Genomic DNA, 17,010 nt, shown 5'->3' with positions numbered 1-17,010 from the left:
GCCATCGCCCCGGCTGCGCGCGGCCGCAATGGCTTCGCGGTTGGGAAGGGCTTCGGCGCTCATTTCTCACCTCGGGCACGCAGGAGCTGGTATTGCAGCACCGACAGGATGATGATCATCAGGAAGAGCAGCATGGCTGCCGTCGCGGCCTCGCCGCCCTTGTTCTGCTGGAAAGCCAGCTTGTAGACATATTGAACCAGCGTGATCGTCGCGTCCTGCCGCCCGCCGATCGAGAACAGATAGACCTGGTCGAAAATCTTGAGCTGTGCGATGAGCTGAATGGTTAGCACCAGCGCCGTCACCGGCCAGATCAGCGGCCAGGTAATCCGCTGGAACTGCCGCCACCGCCCGGCACTATCAAGCGATGCCGCCTCATAAATTTCAGGCGAAATGTTCCGCAGCCCGGCGATAAAGAGCAAAATATTGAAACCCATGGTCCACCAGATGGTGACGAAGGCGACCGTGGGCATGAAGAGCGGAATGGTACGCGTCAGCGAGATCGGCTGGCCGCCATTAAACAGCGCCACAAAACCCTGCACGAGCCCATATTGCACGTCGATGATCCAGTTCCAGGTAAGGAACACCACCGAGACCGGCAGGATATAGGGCAGGAAGAAGCAGGCAAGCACAAAGCCCTGCACCGGCCCCTTCAACCGGTTCACCGCCAGCGCAATGACCAGCGAAATCAGCGTATTGGGAATGACGGTCAGGAGCACGAAATAGGCGGTGTTCCAAAAGGCCTGGTGAAACAGCTTGTGGCTGAGGATTTTTACATAATTGTCCCAGCCGACCCAGTCGCCCGTCCCGATCAGCGGCGCCTTGGTGAAGCTGAGCATGGCCATCTGGATCGTCGGCCAGACAAAAAGCGCGCCATAGATGAGCACGAACGGGCCCACCAAGAGCAGCGCAACGAGATATTCCTGCCTTTTGTCCCTGAGCATTCTTTTGGGCCTCCAATCCAACCAAAATCACCAGACCGGCACCTCCCCCTTGACGGGGGAGGATGGGAGGGGGTGTGAGAGCCTCGATCTCGCGGCTCAAGCCCCCCTCCCCAACCCTCCCCGCAAGGGGGAGGGTGCCCATCGAGTCCAGACCTAGAGCTGGCCGTTGAGATCGTCGCGCATCTGCGCGGCGGCATCAGCCGGTTCGATTTCGCCGGTCGTGGCGGGATTGATGAAGTTGCTCCACGCATCGCCCAGCGGGGCAGCCGGGCCAGCAAGGATCGTGCGCGGATCGAACACCGCCGTATCGGCAAACCCTGCATAATCAGACTGCGGCTTCAGCGCCTGGAATTCAGCGCTTTCACGCACGGCGTTGAAGGCCGGGATATGGCCCGCGCCAGCCCAATCGAGCGAGTGCTGGTCCATCCAGGCGATGACCTTCATCACTGCCGCGCGCTTGTCGGCGTCCACTTCCTTGCCGGAATTGGCCGGCACGACGAAGGCATGCGAGTCAGACCAGGCAGCCTTGTTCTCGAACAGCGTCGGCAGCTCCACCGCACCCCATTCGAACAGTTCACCCTTGGCATGGAGATCGACAAAGGTCGGGATTTCCCAATTGCCCATGATGAAGAACGGCGACTGGCCCGAGGTGAAGAGCGCGAGCGCGGCCGGGCTTTCGACCTGCACCGGCGTATAGCCGCTATCGACCCAGCCCTTCACCACCTCGATCGAGCTGGTCAGCTTGGCGAGATCTTCATCGGTCGGGAAGAAGCCGCCAGCGGCCTCGTCGAACATGGTGCCGCCCTGCTGGCCGAAAAGGCTGTAGATGGTGCGGTAGCGGTCGCCCGTCGGGGTCGAAATGCCGTATTTGCCGTCCTTGGTGAAATCGGCCAGGATCTTGTTGAAGTTCTCGAGCCCATCGAGCCCGGCCGGCAGACCATCGTCGCCAATCAGACCGGCTTCGGTCAGCATGTCCTTGTTGTAGTAGAGAATGAGGCCATGCTGGTCGAACGGCACGGCATAGCGCGTCCCATCGACCTTGCCGGCGTCCGAAGCCGCCTGGGTGAAATCGGCATCGGAAATGCCGGCACCCGAGAGATCCTCATCGGTGATTTCGGAGAGCGTGCCGCTATCGACAGCCAGCGGAATGCGGCTCAGGTGATAGGTGGCGATATCGGGACCTTCGCCAATGGCCGAGGAGGTCTGGAGCTTGGTGTAGAAGGGCGTACCCCATTCCAGCGTCGTGCCCTGGATTTCGATCTCGCCCTGGTGTTCGGCATTAAAACCGTCGATCAGCGCCTTCATGCGCACGCCGTCGCCGCCTGCCAGAAAATCCCACCAGACCACGGTCTGCTGCGCTGCAGCGGCACTCGTCAGCGCCATCAGCGCCGTCGACACCAGAGCCAATCGCTTCAAAGACAGTCTCATAACATCTTCCTCCCAAAACATGCCCAATGCATGTGTTCATCCGGCTGAGGCGGTGCAGTTATCGTCTTCCGCCCAGCAGAAATTCTTGCGGTCTATTCCGCGTGATAAGCGACGCCCTGCGCATCAAAGAGATGCACCGCCGAGCCATCGACCTTCAGCCGCACCGGCGCGCCCGCTTCGAGCGTCGACTTGCCGATATCGTCGCCAACAATGACGGTGCCGTCGCTGAGCCGCGTATGGATCAGCGTCCGGTCCCCCAGCCGCTCGACGAGCGCAATCGTCCCGGAAATCTCCCCATCAGCGGCGACCCGCAGCGATTCCGGCCGCACCCCGAAGGTCAGCCCCTGCCCGACGGTCGGGGCCGCCGAAGTCGCGATTGTCGTCGGAATGGTCGAACCACCCGCCGTCACCACCACGCGTCCGCCAACATCGGCCAGCGCCGTCACCGGCAAAAAGTTCATCGAGGGTGAACCGACAAAGGCCGCCACAAACCGGCTCGCCGGCTTGGAATAGACCTCCATCGGCGTGCCGATCTGCTCCACCTTGCGGTTGTTCATGACCACGATCCGGCTCGCCAGCGTCATGGCTTCGGTCTGGTCATGGGTCACGAAAATCATCGTCGTGCCGATGCGCTGGTGCAGTTGCGCCAGTTCCACGCGCGTCCTCACGCGCAGCCCCGCATCGAGATTGGAAAGCGGCTCATCGAGCAGGAACGCGTCGGGCTCGCGCACAATGGCGCGGCCAATGGCAACACGCTGCCGCTGCCCGCCCGAAAGCTGTGCAGGCCGCCGGTCCAGCAATTGCCCGATTTCCAGCATGCGCGCCGCTTCATCGACGCGTCGATTGATCTCAGCCTTGTCGGTGCCGACGTTTTCGAGCCCAAAGCTCATATTCTGGCGCACCGTCATATGCGGGTAGAGCGCATAATTCTGAAACACCATGGCGACGCCGCGCTGATTGGGCGGCAGCTGATCCACCCGGCGCTCGCCGATATGGATTTCGCCCGCATTGACCGCCTCAAGCCCGGCAATCATCCGCAGCAGTGTCGACTTCCCGCAGCCCGAAGGCCCAAGAAAGACGATGAACTCGCCCGAGCGGATATGCATGCTGACGCTGTCCAGCACCTGCACGGCGCCATAGGACTTGCTGACATCCCGAAGGACAATATCGGCCATCTCTTTCCTCCTCTTCAACCAGCGCAGCTTTGCTGTCTTCTGGTCACGGCATTCATTCTCGCCCCACCCACCGAGCCTCCCCTCGCCCCTTGAGGGAGAGGGACAGACTTTTCGCGTTCAGCGAAAGGTCAGGGTGAGGGGTATCTATCCTCCGCAGAGGAGCTTCTGAGGGGCACCATAAAATACCCCTCATCCGCCCCTTCGGGGCACCTTCTCCCTCAAGGGGAGAAGGGGGCATCGTGGCTCACCTCACATCGAACCCTTATCCACCGGCAACTCCGCCGCCGTCGCCACGAGCCCATCGAACAGCGCCGCCGCCACCGGATCGGCCCCGGCCTTTTCCCGCAGCAAGCGGAACGTCGTCGCGACAACCCCACCACGGCCAACCCGTTTCTCGCCAATGATCGCCGCCGGCTTATGCACCCAGCCGCAGACCATGCCGGCAATGACGTTGTTGCCAAACTCCCAGGGCCTGAACCCGGTAAGAAGGTGATGCGGCACGACATCCGAAAAACTCAGATCAAAGATCGGCCCGCCCGGAATGTCCGCAAACGCTCCCTCGCGTCGAACCCACGAGAACCCGGCAATCCAGTCACCACGCCAAATCGTGCCATCGCGTTCGACAAGGCTGATCCCCGGCAGGTGCTGATCAAGGCTCGGCCGGAACTTCTTGCCATCGGCCACGATCGACCGGTGCGGCAGTTCCCCGTCCGGCATATCCGTCCGCAGGTTCTTGTTGGTCTCAACGGTCCCATCAGCCAGGATCAGGTAGCGTGCGCCCGCCTTGATGGCTTCGACGTCGTCGCCATCAACAGCATGCACCAGCACCACATCGGCCTCGGCAGCCGGTACCACACGGTAGCCGAGGCCGCTGGCATAGCTTGCGAGGGAGGAATCGGCGGCAGCGATGGAGGGTCGCCCGGCCGTATCGCGCTTTGCATAAAGCGCGATCTCGCAAGTGTTGCGCGAGAGGACCGAACCATTGGCCTCCAGCACAAATTCTATGGACAGCACACGATTGCCGCCGCCCGCAGGCAGGGCAAAACCAATCTTGCCGAGATCAGCCGTCGATACCTTGCCCGTTGCCGGCACTGCAACAGAACCCGAAACCTCGCCGCTCCAGCGCAGCACGGCGCCAGCCGGAATGGAAAGACCGCCGGTACCGATCTTGAGTTCGATATCGAGCGTTTCACCCAGATATGCCGAGTAACGCGCCGGACGCGGCACGATGACCACGTCAGCGTTGATCGTCCCAAACACATCATGGAAGACGCGCGGATTGCGCTCGATATCGAGGAGCCCATTGGCCTCCCAATGCACGTCCGTCAGCTCGGTGATCACATAGCCCATGATCGAAGAGTAGCGGCGCATCTCCTCGATCTCGTAGCGCAGGTTCATAAACTGATACCACTGCACGTTCTCGATAAAGGCATCGAACGAACCGAAGGTTTTGGCGAGATCGAGCGCGCCAAAACGGTCCTCGATGCCATGCGGCAGCGCCACGCCATCGCCCCAAAGCGATCCCGTCTCGAACCAATCCGGCTCCGAGCCGTCTTCACGGCGCAGCTTCTTGGGATCAGGCAGACCCCAGACGCCGAACTCGGAAACGATCAACGGCTCATCGCCCTTCCGTTCCGCATCGCCAAGGCTTGAGAACGTCCAGTCGGCACCGGCCGCAAACTGCGCGGTGATGTCGTCCCATTCCTGCCGGCGCTCGGGCACCGAGCGGTAATAGTGGTAGTCATTGAGGTCGGTCTTGACGTGGAAGTTGGGGAAACAGGCGGAGTTGTCGACGACCAACCGCGTAGCATCCTCGGCCTTCAGCCAGTCATAGGTATCCTTCACCCACTGCCGGTGCTCGGCATTTTCGAGCATGCGGGTGCCCCAGTCCTCATTGATGATCGTCCAGGCGATGATCGAAGGATGGTTGCGGTCGCGCTTCAAAATACCCGTCATCGTGTCGCGCATGCGCTGCGCCGATTTCGAGGTGAAATTCGCCACGTTCGGGATTTCGGTCCAGACGAGCAGGCCAAAACGGTCGGCCACGTCATAATAGCGCGGGTCCGGCACCTTGATGTGGCAGCGCAGCGTATTGAGGCCGAGTTCCTTCGCCTTCTTCGCCTGGTCTTCCAGAAATTCGAGCGAAGGCGGCGTATAGATACCGTCCGGATAGTAGTCCTGATCCAACGCGCCGCGCATATAGATCGGCTCGCCATTAAGGAGGATCTTGCCGTCACGCGTCTCGACCGAGCGGAAGCCAAAACGCTCTTCCACCACGTCGACATCGTCGCCCAGCGACACGGTCAACGTATAAAGATTGGGCTGATCGATGCCCCAAAGCTTCGGCGCCGTCACCGCCAGTTCCGCCACAACCGAAGCCGCCGCCGTCACCGTGCTCTCGGCCACCACATTGGCGCTGGCATCGCGCACGGCCAGTGCCACCGGCAGGCCCACGGCCGCCGCAGAGAAATCCAGCTCAGCTTTGACAATGCCATCGGTACCGGCAGTGATCACCACCGCCTCAAGCCGACGCGCATCGCGCGCTTCCAGCGATACCGACTGCCAGAGGCCACCAATCCGGCCATACCAGGAAATCTTGCCATGCGGCACTTCGCCAAACGGGAAGTCCGGGAAGGCGCGATGATCGGCCGACGGCATCGTCACGCGCACTTCGACCTCATTGGTCGGGCGCAGCAGCTTGCTATCGAGCACGAAGTCGAACGGCAGGAAGGCCCCTTCGTGACTCCCCAGCTTCTGCCCGTTGAGGAACACTTCGCAGAAATAGCTCACCGCACCAAAGTGCAGCACCAGTTCCTGCCGGTCCCAGCCAGCCGGTACGGCAAAGCTGCGCTTGTAGACGGCATGGCCAAAGGTATCGACGAGGTCGGAGAATTCGGCCTGCCAGGGCTGGGGCACGTGCGCCTCACGCCAGGGACCATCCTCGTGCTTGAACTGCCAGACACCATCCAGCGACAAGCTCTTGCGCGGCGCGTCGACGGCCTCCGTGGCGACTGCACGACCAAGATTCATAATCTCCACCCTTAAGCGTATTAGTTATATTATTATCACCATATGGCCGAAACGACCCGCTTGGCAAGAGGGTGAAAAAGGCGCCGCACTCGCTCGTGAGAAACCACCGCAGGGCGACTACAATTCGCCGGAATGCGGTCCGAAATGTTCCCAGTCTGTCAGCAAATTAGGTACAAGAAGGGGGAATCTGGCGCACCGTGGGAGATCAGGTGGAAAAGCGCGCAACCATGCATGAAGTGGCCGAGCTGGCAGGGGTTTCCCAGGCCACGGTCTCGCTGGTTCTCAACGGCGTCCCCAATGCCCGAGTCTCAAAAGCCACGCGCCGCCGCGTCCAGGAAGCCGCCGATCAATTGGGCTATCGCCGCGGCAAGGCCCATGCCGTGCCCGCCGGCCGCCAGCGCGTCATCGGCCTTTTCATCGATGAAGTGTCCACCACACCCTTCGCCGCGCAATTCCTCGAAGGCGCCCGCGACGAGGCTGCCCTGCAGGACGTCACCGTCGCCACCTTCTGCACCGGCAATAGCCCCGCCCTCGAACAGGCCGGCCTGGACATGCTGGTCGCCCAAAACGCCATCGGCGCCATCTACACAACGCTCATGACGCGCGAAGTCGTTGTTCCTAATGCCTTTTCCGCCCTGCCGCTGATCCTTCTCAACTGCTACGAAAAGCGCCTAAAACACCCCGCAGTCGTGCCCGGCGATATCGTCGGCGGCTATATGGCAACCGAAGCGCTTCTCAAGGCCGGCCACACCCGCATTGCCCATCTCGCCGGAGAACACGACACGGCCGAAGCCGCCATCGATCGCGAAAAGGGTTTCAGGCAAGCCATGGAAAAAGCCGGAGTGCAGGTCGACGAAAGCCTCGTTACCCTCGGCGGCTGGTCCATCCGTGCCGGCCGCGAGCGCGCCTTGACCCTGCTCTCCCGCCCCGATCGCCCCACAGCCATCTTCTGCTTCAACGACCGAATGGCCATCGGCTGCTACGAAGCCGCCCGCATCCTCGGCCTGCAAATCCCGCAAGACCTCTCCATCGTCGGCTTCGACAACGAAGACATTTCCGCCAGCATGGACCCACCGCTTTCGACCATGGTCCTCCCCCACGACGAAATGGCCCGCTGGGCCGTCGGCCAACTTTTAGACGGCTTTGACGACCTTGATGCCGACGAGCGCATGCAGAAACTCAAGATCGAGTGTGAATACGTGGGAAGAAATTCGATAGCGCCGCCAATGGGCTAGGCCATCACCCCTCACATTCGCAGTAGCCCTCATGGTGAGGTGCGGAGCGCAAGCGCAGCCTCGAACCACGAGGGCGTGCACTACCCCCGCGGCTTATCCACCGAGGCCCGCTCCACCAACGGACACTCCAGCTTGGTCAGCGGATAGCGATCATCACCAGGCCCATCAGCAAGCTGCTCGGCAATCCACTGCCCCATGGCCCGATGCGGCAGCACCGACGTCGTCAATTGCGGGTGCAGATGCCGCGCAATTTCCTCGTCGTCATAGCCCACGACCGACATATCCCGCGGGATCTCATACCCCGCCTCTTTCAGCGCCTCATAGCAGCCGATCGCCATGCGATCGTTCTGGCAAAAGATCGCCGTCGGCACCTCTGGCAGGTCCAGGATCTTCCGCGTCGCCTCATAGCCGGCGCTGGCCGACCAATCGCCCGAAAACACCAGGTCCGCATCGAACGGAATATCCGCCGTCGCCAGCGCCCGCCGATACCCCTTAAGCCGATCCTGCGCCGCCTCCATCCAGATCTCGCCCGTTATCGTCGCAATCCGCCGGTGACCGCGCGTGATCAGATGATGTGTCGCCCGCTGACCACCGGCAATTTCGCTCGGCACCACAGCAGGATAAGACTGCCCCGTCGTATAGCAATTAAGCAAAAGCACCGGCACATCGAGGTTCCGCAGCGCCAGCGGCAACTCCACCTCGCGGGTAAAAATGGTCATATAGACCAGCGCCGAAACCCCTTGTTCGACAAAGGTTTCGATCAGCTCCGCCTCGACCTCGGGATCATTCCGGCTCTGCGATACGAACACGAGATCCCCCGCCCCCTGCGCCGCCTGGCTCAACCCCTCAATCGCCTGCACCGCCTCCGGGCTCGTCGCCAGCTGATCGACAATAAACCCGATCCTTCCAGCGCGGCGGACCCGCTTGGCCTCCACTGCCACCTTCACCTGCGGCAAGCCATAACCCAGCCGCCGCGCCGTCTCGAGCACCCGCTGCCGCGTCTCGCTCGACAATCTTATCCCCGGGGCATCATTTATGACGAATGATACAGTCGCCTGGGAGCAGCCGGCCTCCCGCGCAATATCGGTCATCGTAACCCGGCGCGAATTCGACCCGCTCTCTTTTCCGGAACGGGCAGGCTTCGCCAATGTGCGGGTTGAAGGAGGCATGACACTCAGAGCTAGATGCCGAAAAAGCTAATACACAATCAGCTAATATTAGCAAGCCTCTGAATGCCAAGGTTTATTAGCGAAAATGCCGGCCGACCTCGGCGAAGAGTTTGAGGTCCTCCATGGAGTCCTCAAGACTGGTCTTCGCCGGTAAGCCATTGGCAACACTATCGAAAAACGCACCAAGCTCGATGCGGAACGGGTCCTCATAGATCGGCCCGATCACTTCCGTGCCGGTATCCGTATCCGTTGAACTCGTGATCTCCAACCGCGTCGGCAGGTTGCGGATGTAGGGCGTATCGTAGTTCATCTTGAAATGCTGTCTCTGGGTCAGCACCTCGATACCCGCATCGAACCGCGAGACATCATCGATCACCGCCTCGTAAAGCGCGGTGAAATGCCCATAGTCAAAGAGCGCAATGACCGTTTCGCCATTGTGCTGGGTCGCGTAACGCACCCCTTTTGGCTTGCCGAGCAGATCGCGCATCGCCGAAAAGCTGTGTGAACTCAAGCCCGTAAGCACCTGATAGGCCCGTAGCGCGTCAGGCGGGCAATCCTCGCCCATCACCGAGCGCAACATGCCCAGCGTCCGCGCCCGACCTTCGGCGATCACCTCAGCCGACACATCCCTAGGCTTGAACACGTTTCGCGTCTGCGCCACGAAAAACGGCGCCTCGCGAATGATATCTCGCACCCGCACATGGCGGATTTTTTCCAATGGCGGCAAGCGTTTCCTGAGTTCCGCGAAAGCCCGCGAGAACCGCCGCATATAGCCCACGAACAGCACCTGCCCCGGCCGTTTCGGCAGCGACAGCAGCGGCTCAAGCTGCGTCGCGGTCAGGCAAGCCGGCTTCTCGATAAAGACGTGCTTTCCCGAACGGATGGCCTTTTCCAGCAGCTCGGCGTGAAGATGATCCGGCGTCAGGATGAACACTGCATCCAGCGTCGGATCGGCAATCAACGGCTCTGCGCTCGCATGCCGTGTCGGCACGCTATAGCGGTTCGCCACATAGTCAACGAGACTGGACGACACGTCGGTTATCGCATTGATCTCAAAGCGATTATCGTCCGCCAGCAGGGGCAGGTGCATAAGCTGGGCGACTTCACCGAGCCCGATGAGGCCAACCTTGAGAACCGCGCTCATTCCGCAATCCCTTCCATATAGACAAGGTTCCGCGCCGCCAGTTGCAACGGTGTTTCCGCGGCGTGTTCCGCAACATCCTGCTCGACCACGATAGGCCCATCAAAGCCCCGCTTAGCCAGGAGGCGCATCACGGCCTGAATATCCACTGCCCCGTCAGGCAGCGGACACATCACCCCCGCACCATAGGATTTTGCGATGGACAGCTCCCCGGCCAGAACCCGGGCGCGGACATTCGGATCGACATTCTTGAGGTGCATGTAGGCAATGCGGGAAAAGACCTTTTCCATATAGGAAACAGGATCTTGGTCCCAAAAGGCATGGTGCCCGGTATCAAAGCAGAGATCGATTCTCGTGTCAGCAAGCAGCCGATCTATCTGCGCTTCCTTCTCTACGGCGGTGCCGATATGCGGGTGAAAGCTGAGTTTTAGGCCATACTCGCCTTCGACCAGCTTCTGCGCGTCACGCACCATCCCGACTAGTCCCTGCCAGCCAGCCTCGTCGAGCACGCCTTCCTGGCCCGCCGGGTACCAATTGCTTTCATCCATGATGACGAGATGCTTGGCACCCAATGTCTTCAACAACGTCGAAAGCTCACGCAAAGTCGCCATCAGCATCGGCGCGGAGGCCACGTCGCCAAAGGTGTGGACGTGCGTGGCGCCAATCAGCGCCAAATTGCGCCTGCCCAATTCGTCGCGCAGCAGGTCTGCATCTTTCGGCAAAAAACCGAGCGGCCCCAGTTCAGTACCGCGATAGCCGGCTTCGGAAACCTCATCGAGATACTGCGACCACGAATAGTGATTGCCGGTAGGATAGGCGATGCCCCAGGAACAGGGCGCGTTGCCGATAAGCATGGGTCAGGAACCGATATAGATTGGATTGCTGAGGGCGCGGCGGATCGGCTGGTCGGCCAGATCAGCACCTTTGAGTTGCCAAGGCAGTTCGCGGCCTTCGAGAGCGCCAGTGAACTCGGCCACCAGCCTTTCGCGACTAGCGACAGCGATGATTTCTGCCCGAACGAATTTTTGCGGGTTTTTGACGGCTATATTCTGCTGCCAGTCCTCACCCGAAATTGGGACGTCAGCGATGGGGCCGGTGGCATCGATCAGCACAAGCCGGTCGCCCGCGGCACCGCGAACAACAGCGGTTATCTCGGAGAGGCCGGCAGCCCTGCCGCCCATGACAATGCCCCCGCAGCGGATTTCGAGATGCGGCCCGGTCGGGCTTTCGGTCACATAACCATGGCCCGATTTCATCGCGGCGAGAACGGCGTCTTCGCTCAGTTCGGGCAGCCAGAAAACCGTGGTCGGACGAGCCAGAACCAGCGGGCCTTCGGGCAGCAGACGGTCGGGCTGGTGATAGTCCGAGCCGCCGATAGCCGAGAGCTTCAGGCCTGCCGCCAAGCGCTGCTGATAGCGTTCCAGCGAAATCCAGTTCCAGGCCATCCAGGTGGATTGCCACACTTCCTGGCAGTCGGCGGCGGGAAACTCGTAATCCCAGGGGATGGTGGGCTTGTCGTGATTGATCGAGAGCAGCCCGCCCTTTTCGTGCACCAGCTTTTCCAGCACATGCGCATCGGACGGCTTTGTCATGCGGAAGTCGATCCACTCATCGACCCCATAGACATTGGCGTGTCCAACGGCCGTAGTCACTTCCATGGCCCGCACGAAGACGAGGTCCGGCGAGGATTGGGGGTGAAAATACCGGCGTTGGGTGATGGTGTTGTGGTCGGCAATGGCGAGGAAATCGAGCCCGGCCTGTTTCGCCGCCGCATGCAGCAATTCCGGCGCACCGCGCGCATCGGAATGGAAGGTGTGGCAGTGGAGGTCACCCTTGTACCAGCCAGCCTCGTTGCGCACCGGAAAGGTCCGCGCCGGTTGTGGTTCAAGCTTTCGCGGTGACGCGTCAAGGCTGATGGTCACCGTAACATCGGCACCCGCCTCGGGAACCTTGTAGAGTCCCAAAATGACGTTCCACGTCCCCGGCCGAATTTCGCCATGGATATAGCCCGGTGTCGCATCGTCGGTGGCGATGAAATAACGATCGCGCGCCCCGCCGCTCCAGCCGCGAAAACCCTCCTGGGTCGGATAGCCCTTGTCGCGGGGATCAAAGGCGCCGAGATCGATGATGCAATCCTCGGCCTTGGGATAGGCCAGCGTCACATCGATCCGCGTCGTGCCGGATGGAACCTCGAAGGGAATGTAAAAGTATGGATTCCGCGCCTGATCAGCGCGGGTCGCATGTGCGGTGATAGTCTTGGACAAGACCTATTCTCCCAAGGCCGGAATACGCTTGCCGGCGCTATCAAAGAGATGGACGTGCTCAGCAGAGAAGCCGAGCGTCACCACCTTGGACAGATCAAGATGATCATCGGTGAAGATGCGCGCCGTAACGCGGGCGCTGTCGCCGCGGTCCACGGTGACGAGGCTTTCGGGCCCCATATTTTCATTGGCAAAGAGCGGCGCCGTGATTGTGTTGGTGGCGCCCGCCGCGGCGATCCCCAGATGTTCCGGCCGCACGCCCAGCGTCAGCTTGCCGCTCGCCGTCAGTGCCTTGCCGATAGCATCGGTCATGGCTAGGCCGGCAATGGTCAGCCCCTCGGCCTTCAGCACCAGCTTGCCATCGACCTGCGCGCCTTCCACCTCGACCAGATTCATCGGCGGGTTGCCGACAAAGTTCGCAACGAAGGTCGTGGCTGGCCGGCGATAGATTTCGATCGGCGAGGCAAACTGCACGATATGCCCCTGATCCATCACGGCAATGCGCGTCGCCAGTGCCATGGCCTCGGCCTGGTCATGGGTCACATAGACAGCCGTCATGCCCATGTCGCGCTGCAAGTGGTTGAGGAAACCACGCGCCTCAAGCCGCAGCTTGGCGTCGAGATTGGAAAGCGGCTCGTCGAAAAGATAGACCTTTGCCGGGTAGACCAGTGCGCGGGCAAGCGAGGTGCGCTGCTGCTGGCCACCAGAAATCTGGCTCGGCAGGCGATCCATCAGGTGCCCGATCTTGAGGACATCAGCGACCTCTTTGGCCCGCCCATGGCGTTGCGCCACCGGCTCGCCGCGGACTTTTAGCGGATAGGCGATATTGTCGGCCAGGTTCATATGCGGATAGAGCGCATAGTCCTGAAACACCATGGCGATGTTGCGATCCTTGGGGTGGAGATGGGTCACCTCCTCCCCGCCGATCAGGATTTTCCCCGAAGTCGGAGTTTCAAGCCCCGCCATCATGCGCAGCGAAGTGGTCTTGCCGCAGCCGGAGGGGCCAAGCAGACAGACAAATTCCCCATCGCCGATATCGAAGCTGACGTCCGCGACCGCCTTGAACTCGCCAAAGCTCTTGGTGACGTTTTTGAATTCAACAGATGCCATAAGTGCTTAAGCCTTGATGCCGCCGAAGAACCGGAAGCCGAACTTCCAGCTGACGAAGAGATAGAGAACGATGACCGGCAGCGAATAGATCAGCGAATAGGCTGCCAGGAGCGTGACGATGGGCGTGCCCGCTTCCGAATAGAACGAATAGATGGCGACCGAAGCCGGCATATTGCTGTCGCTGCGGAGGAGAATGAAGGGGATCAGGAACGAGCCCCAGATGTTCACGAAACCCCAGACCACGACGACCACGATGCCCGGCCGGATGACCGGCAGCGCCACATCGAAAAAGGCCTGCACCGGCGAGGCCCCCGCCACCATGGCGCTTTCCTCGTAGGATTTCGGGATCGAGTCGATGAAATCGCGCAGGATGAACATGGCTGTCGGCAGGAGGCCGCCAGCAAAGGTCAGTATCACGGCGAGATGCGTATCCATGAGGCCCGCGGCCGAGACAATAAGAAAGATCGGCACCATGGCCGCCGAACCCGACACGACCGACGAGAACAACAGCAGAATATAGGTCACCGCACCCTTGCCGGGGATGGACGAACGGCTAAGCGCATAGGCAGCCAACGTCGCCGCCGCACCCACCAGGATGACCCCGCCGACAGCCTGGATGAAACTGTTCCAGAGCGCCTGCACGGCATAGGAATTGCCGAAGACCGTCACGAAATTGTTGAGCGTCCATGGGTCAGGCAGAGCCAGACCCAGCTCCGCGCGCGCATTGAACGGCGCAAAGAGGAACCACAGCAGCGGCAGCGCGAAGATGGCGCCGATCAGCGCGGCGAGCGCCGAAAAGGCAATGCGACCGACAAAGGCGGGAATGGTGAGCTTCATGGTCAGCGCCTCTTCTTGCGGCCGATGCTGAGATAGATCAGCGCGAAAGCCAGGTTGATCAGCATCATGATCACGCCCACCGCCGCACCCTTGCCGAACTGAAAATCCTGGAAGGCGACGCGATAATTGTAGATCGACACCAGTTCCGTCCGGTAGCTCGGCCCGCCATTGGTGAGCAGGAACGGCGTGAAGGTATTGAACGTCCACATGGTGATGAGGATGAGATCGGTAACGATATGCCCGCGAATGAGCGGCAGTCCGATGTCGCGGAATTTCTGCCAAGACGAGGCACCGGCAACGTCGGCGGCCTGGAAATAGCTCGGCGGGATCGACGAAAAGGCCGAGTTGAACAGCATCATCGAGAAAGCTGCACCCCGCCAGGTGTTGAACACCACGATGACCCAGAAGGGTTGCTGCAGCAGGAAGTCGCCGGGCGGCAGGCCAAGACCTTCGAGCAGCATGTTGAGCGTGCCCTGGTCGCGATCGAGGAATGCGAACCAGGCAAAGCCAATGACCACCTCGGGCAGGATCCAGGCGGCAATGACAAAGGTTTCGGTGATGCGCTTCACCCATGGCGGCACGGTCTGGATCAGCCAGGCCAGCAACAGGCCCAGCAGCGCCTGGCCCAACAGCGCCGAAGCCAGCACGAATTGCGTCGTCAGGATCAGCGAGAAGCCGAATTGTCCGCGCTGGAAGAACGTCGCGGGGTCAAAGAGCGAGAGATAGTTAGCCAGCCCAACGAATTCGGGATTGAGCGCCGTGCGCCCCAGCAGCGTCCGGTTGGTGAAGGAAACAAAGATCACCCAGAAGAAGGGCACGATGACGAAGACCGAGACCAAAAGGCCGGCAGGCGTCAGGAAGGCGGCGCCGGCGCGATTGGAAAGCAGCGCAAAATTGCGCACCTTCTTCGGCTTGGCCTCGATGGGTTCGGTGGTCATGGATGGCCCCACAGGTCTGGGTCAGTCGTGAGCACATGCGGACCTGCCGGCATATGCAATCAGTCGCGCCGCCACGTAGCGACGTCAAAAAACTCCCGCAAACCCGGCACCCCCGAAGGGCACCGGGTCGACGTGGGAGGACTAGAGCAGGCTGACGGTGTTGTCTTCGCCGACGATGGCGATCACGGCCGCCTTGTACTGAGCCATGGCGTCTTCCGGCGAGAGTTCGCCCGAAACCACAGCTTCGGTCATGCGCTGGATTTCCGAGGAAACCGCATTGTAGTTCGGATCGTTCGGACGGGCCGTGGTCAGCGGCAGCAGCGTCTGGCTGGTTGCCGTGAGGAACGGACTGTTCGGGATTTCGATATCCGTACGGGCGGTGATGCGCGGCTGGATGGCCTGGAAGGCATTCTGCATTTCCGGCTCGTTCATGAACGAGAGGAAAGCCCAGGCTTCCTTGGGCGAGTCAGTCGCGGGGTTGATCACAAAACCCGTACCACCCGAAATGGTCACGAAATCCTGGCCGCGAATACCTGCGCCCGGCTCCTTGGCCGGAACCTTGGCCCAACCCATGACTTCGTCACGGTTCGGCACGGCAAACTCCGCACCTTCCGGAGTGACCGAACGGTAGAAATAGTCGCCTTCGAACAGCAGTGCCGTCACGCCATCGCGGAAATTGGCGAAAGAGCGATTGCGGCCATCGGCCAGGAGCTGGGCGCGCTGGTCACCAAGCTGCTCGTCGACATAGATGGTCTTGTAGAGATTGAGCGTGTCCAAAATGCCCTGGCTCGAAACGACGAACTTGCCGTTCTCGTCGGTCACCTTTTCGCCCGTGCCGAGCAGCGCCAGCCAATAACCCTGCATGGTCGTGGCTTCGCCCATGGCAACGCCGGCATTGAGCTGGATGGGGAAACTGTCGGGCTTGATCTTCTTGATGGCGCGGGCGGCGTCGAGAACCTCTTCCCACGACGTCGGTTGCCAGGTTTCACCATCGATGCCGGCTTCAGTCAGAATGTCCTTGCGCGTGTGGATCATGCGCACGTCGGTCCCGAGCGGAATGCCGTAGAACTTGCCCTGGTATTCCATCAGCGAGCGCGAACCATCGGACAGCGCCGCCCAACCGGACCAGTCATTGACTTCTGGACCAGCCACTTCATCGAGCGCCTTCAGCAGGCCACCTTCCACGAAGGAGGGGATGAGGAAGCCGTCAAAGGCGGAAACGTCGGGGCCGGCGCCGGTCGAAAAGTCGAGTGCCAGCTGCTGGGTGAGCTGCGCATCTTCGCCGCCGAACTGGTTGAGCGTCACATTGACATCCGGATGGGCCGCCTCGAAAGCCGGAATGACGCTTTCTTCGATCCACTGGGCGGTGCCGCTGTTCACGCCGCCGATAACACAGCGGCAGGTGACATTGAGATCCACGGCAAAGGCAGGAATGGCGACCGAGGTGGCGCCGATAAGGCCGAGCGCAAGCGCGCGCATACGATTATTCATCGTAGGTAATCCTCCCGAAATGGTGGCTCCGAATTCTCCGGTAGCCGATCTTGGCCAGAACGCTCCCCGCGTCCGACCATCACAGAATGAACACGTTTTCATTTCTCGTCAATGCGGAGAATTCGCAGAGGGGAAAACGGGTGCAACAGGCACATTTGCTGTATGGCAGGCTTCCGAGACATTCCGGTGACAATCAAGGCTGAGATTGCGAGTCAACCGCTTCACGGCTAACTTGACTCCCGGCTCCCTTACAG

13 protein-coding genes are annotated in these 17,010 nt (G+C 60.9%); 1 reads left to right on the top strand and 12 read right to left on the bottom strand.

The features are described 5' to 3' along the window. Positions 1 to 59: 59 nt before the first annotated feature. The 4 genes from ACSQ2A_RS10590 to ACSQ2A_RS10575 all read right to left on the bottom strand — a co-directional run bounded on the left by ACSQ2A_RS10590 (position 60) and on the right by ACSQ2A_RS10575 (position 6,574). A complete protein-coding gene (locus ACSQ2A_RS10590; RefSeq protein ID WP_295415171.1) occupies positions 60 to 941 on the bottom strand; it encodes a carbohydrate ABC transporter permease in 882 nt (293 codons plus the stop codon). Between the two features lie 153 nt (positions 942 to 1,094). Beyond that, the gene (locus ACSQ2A_RS10585; RefSeq protein ID WP_436072199.1) at positions 1,095 to 2,369 is read right to left on the bottom strand and encodes an extracellular solute-binding protein; all 1,275 of its coding nucleotides are present in this window, start codon (positions 2,367 to 2,369) and stop codon (positions 1,095 to 1,097) included. Between the two features lie 92 nt (positions 2,370 to 2,461). Further along, positions 2,462 to 3,544: an ABC transporter ATP-binding protein gene (locus ACSQ2A_RS10580; protein WP_436072198.1), complete on the bottom strand. Its 1,083-nt coding sequence runs from the start codon at positions 3,542 to 3,544 to the stop codon at positions 2,462 to 2,464. 249 nt (positions 3,545 to 3,793) lie between these two features. After that, positions 3,794 to 6,574 carry a glycoside hydrolase family 2 protein gene (locus ACSQ2A_RS10575; protein WP_436072197.1) on the bottom strand — a complete coding sequence of 927 codons (2,781 nt, stop codon included), beginning with the start codon at positions 6,572 to 6,574 and terminating at the stop codon, positions 3,794 to 3,796. A 209-nt stretch (positions 6,575 to 6,783) separates the two neighbouring features. Here ACSQ2A_RS10575 and ACSQ2A_RS10570 point away from each other — a divergent pair, with 209 nt between their 5' ends. After that, positions 6,784 to 7,809, top strand: coding sequence for a LacI family DNA-binding transcriptional regulator (locus ACSQ2A_RS10570; RefSeq protein ID WP_436072196.1), 1,026 nt, complete (start codon positions 6,784 to 6,786; stop codon positions 7,807 to 7,809). An 80-nt stretch (positions 7,810 to 7,889) separates the two neighbouring features. Here ACSQ2A_RS10570 and ACSQ2A_RS10565 read toward each other — a convergent pair whose 3' ends face one another. From ACSQ2A_RS10565 to ACSQ2A_RS10530, 8 genes are all read right to left on the bottom strand, one after another. After that, the gene (locus tag ACSQ2A_RS10565) at positions 7,890 to 8,900 is read right to left on the bottom strand and encodes a LacI family DNA-binding transcriptional regulator (RefSeq protein WP_436072195.1); all 1,011 of its coding nucleotides are present in this window, start codon (positions 8,898 to 8,900) and stop codon (positions 7,890 to 7,892) included. 154 nt (positions 8,901 to 9,054) lie between these two features. Then, positions 9,055 to 10,122 carry a Gfo/Idh/MocA family protein gene (locus ACSQ2A_RS10560; RefSeq protein WP_436072194.1) on the bottom strand — a complete coding sequence of 356 codons (1,068 nt, stop codon included), beginning with the start codon at positions 10,120 to 10,122 and terminating at the stop codon, positions 9,055 to 9,057. Further along, a complete protein-coding gene (locus ACSQ2A_RS10555) occupies positions 10,119 to 10,973 on the bottom strand; it encodes a sugar phosphate isomerase/epimerase family protein (RefSeq protein ID WP_436072193.1) in 855 nt (284 codons plus the stop codon). Before ACSQ2A_RS10555 ends, ACSQ2A_RS10560 begins: the two co-directional genes overlap by 4 nt. A gap of 3 nt (positions 10,974 to 10,976) precedes the next feature. Continuing rightward, a complete protein-coding gene (locus ACSQ2A_RS10550) occupies positions 10,977 to 12,383 on the bottom strand; it encodes a CehA/McbA family metallohydrolase (RefSeq protein WP_436072192.1) in 1,407 nt (468 codons plus the stop codon). Between the two features lie 3 nt (positions 12,384 to 12,386). Beyond that, positions 12,387 to 13,490: an ABC transporter ATP-binding protein gene (locus tag ACSQ2A_RS10545; RefSeq protein WP_436072191.1), complete on the bottom strand. Its 1,104-nt coding sequence runs from the start codon at positions 13,488 to 13,490 to the stop codon at positions 12,387 to 12,389. A 6-nt stretch (positions 13,491 to 13,496) separates the two neighbouring features. Then, positions 13,497 to 14,327, bottom strand: coding sequence for a carbohydrate ABC transporter permease (locus tag ACSQ2A_RS10540; protein ID WP_295415181.1), 831 nt, complete (start codon positions 14,325 to 14,327; stop codon positions 13,497 to 13,499). 2 nt (positions 14,328 to 14,329) lie between these two features. Beyond that, positions 14,330 to 15,229 (bottom strand): carbohydrate ABC transporter permease, encoded by a 900-nt coding sequence (locus ACSQ2A_RS10535; protein WP_367178666.1) that lies wholly within the window; start codon positions 15,227 to 15,229, stop codon positions 14,330 to 14,332. 177 nt (positions 15,230 to 15,406) lie between these two features. Next, positions 15,407 to 16,756: an extracellular solute-binding protein gene (locus ACSQ2A_RS10530; protein ID WP_436072190.1), complete on the bottom strand. Its 1,350-nt coding sequence runs from the start codon at positions 16,754 to 16,756 to the stop codon at positions 15,407 to 15,409. Positions 16,757 to 17,010: the final 254 nt, after the last annotated feature.

This window comes from Devosia sp. LjRoot3 (genome assembly GCF_964252865.1).
GTDB lineage: Bacteria > Pseudomonadota > Alphaproteobacteria > Rhizobiales > Devosiaceae > Devosia.
Note: the sequence above shows the minus strand (reverse complement) of the source record. Positions and strands in the feature narration are given on the sequence as shown.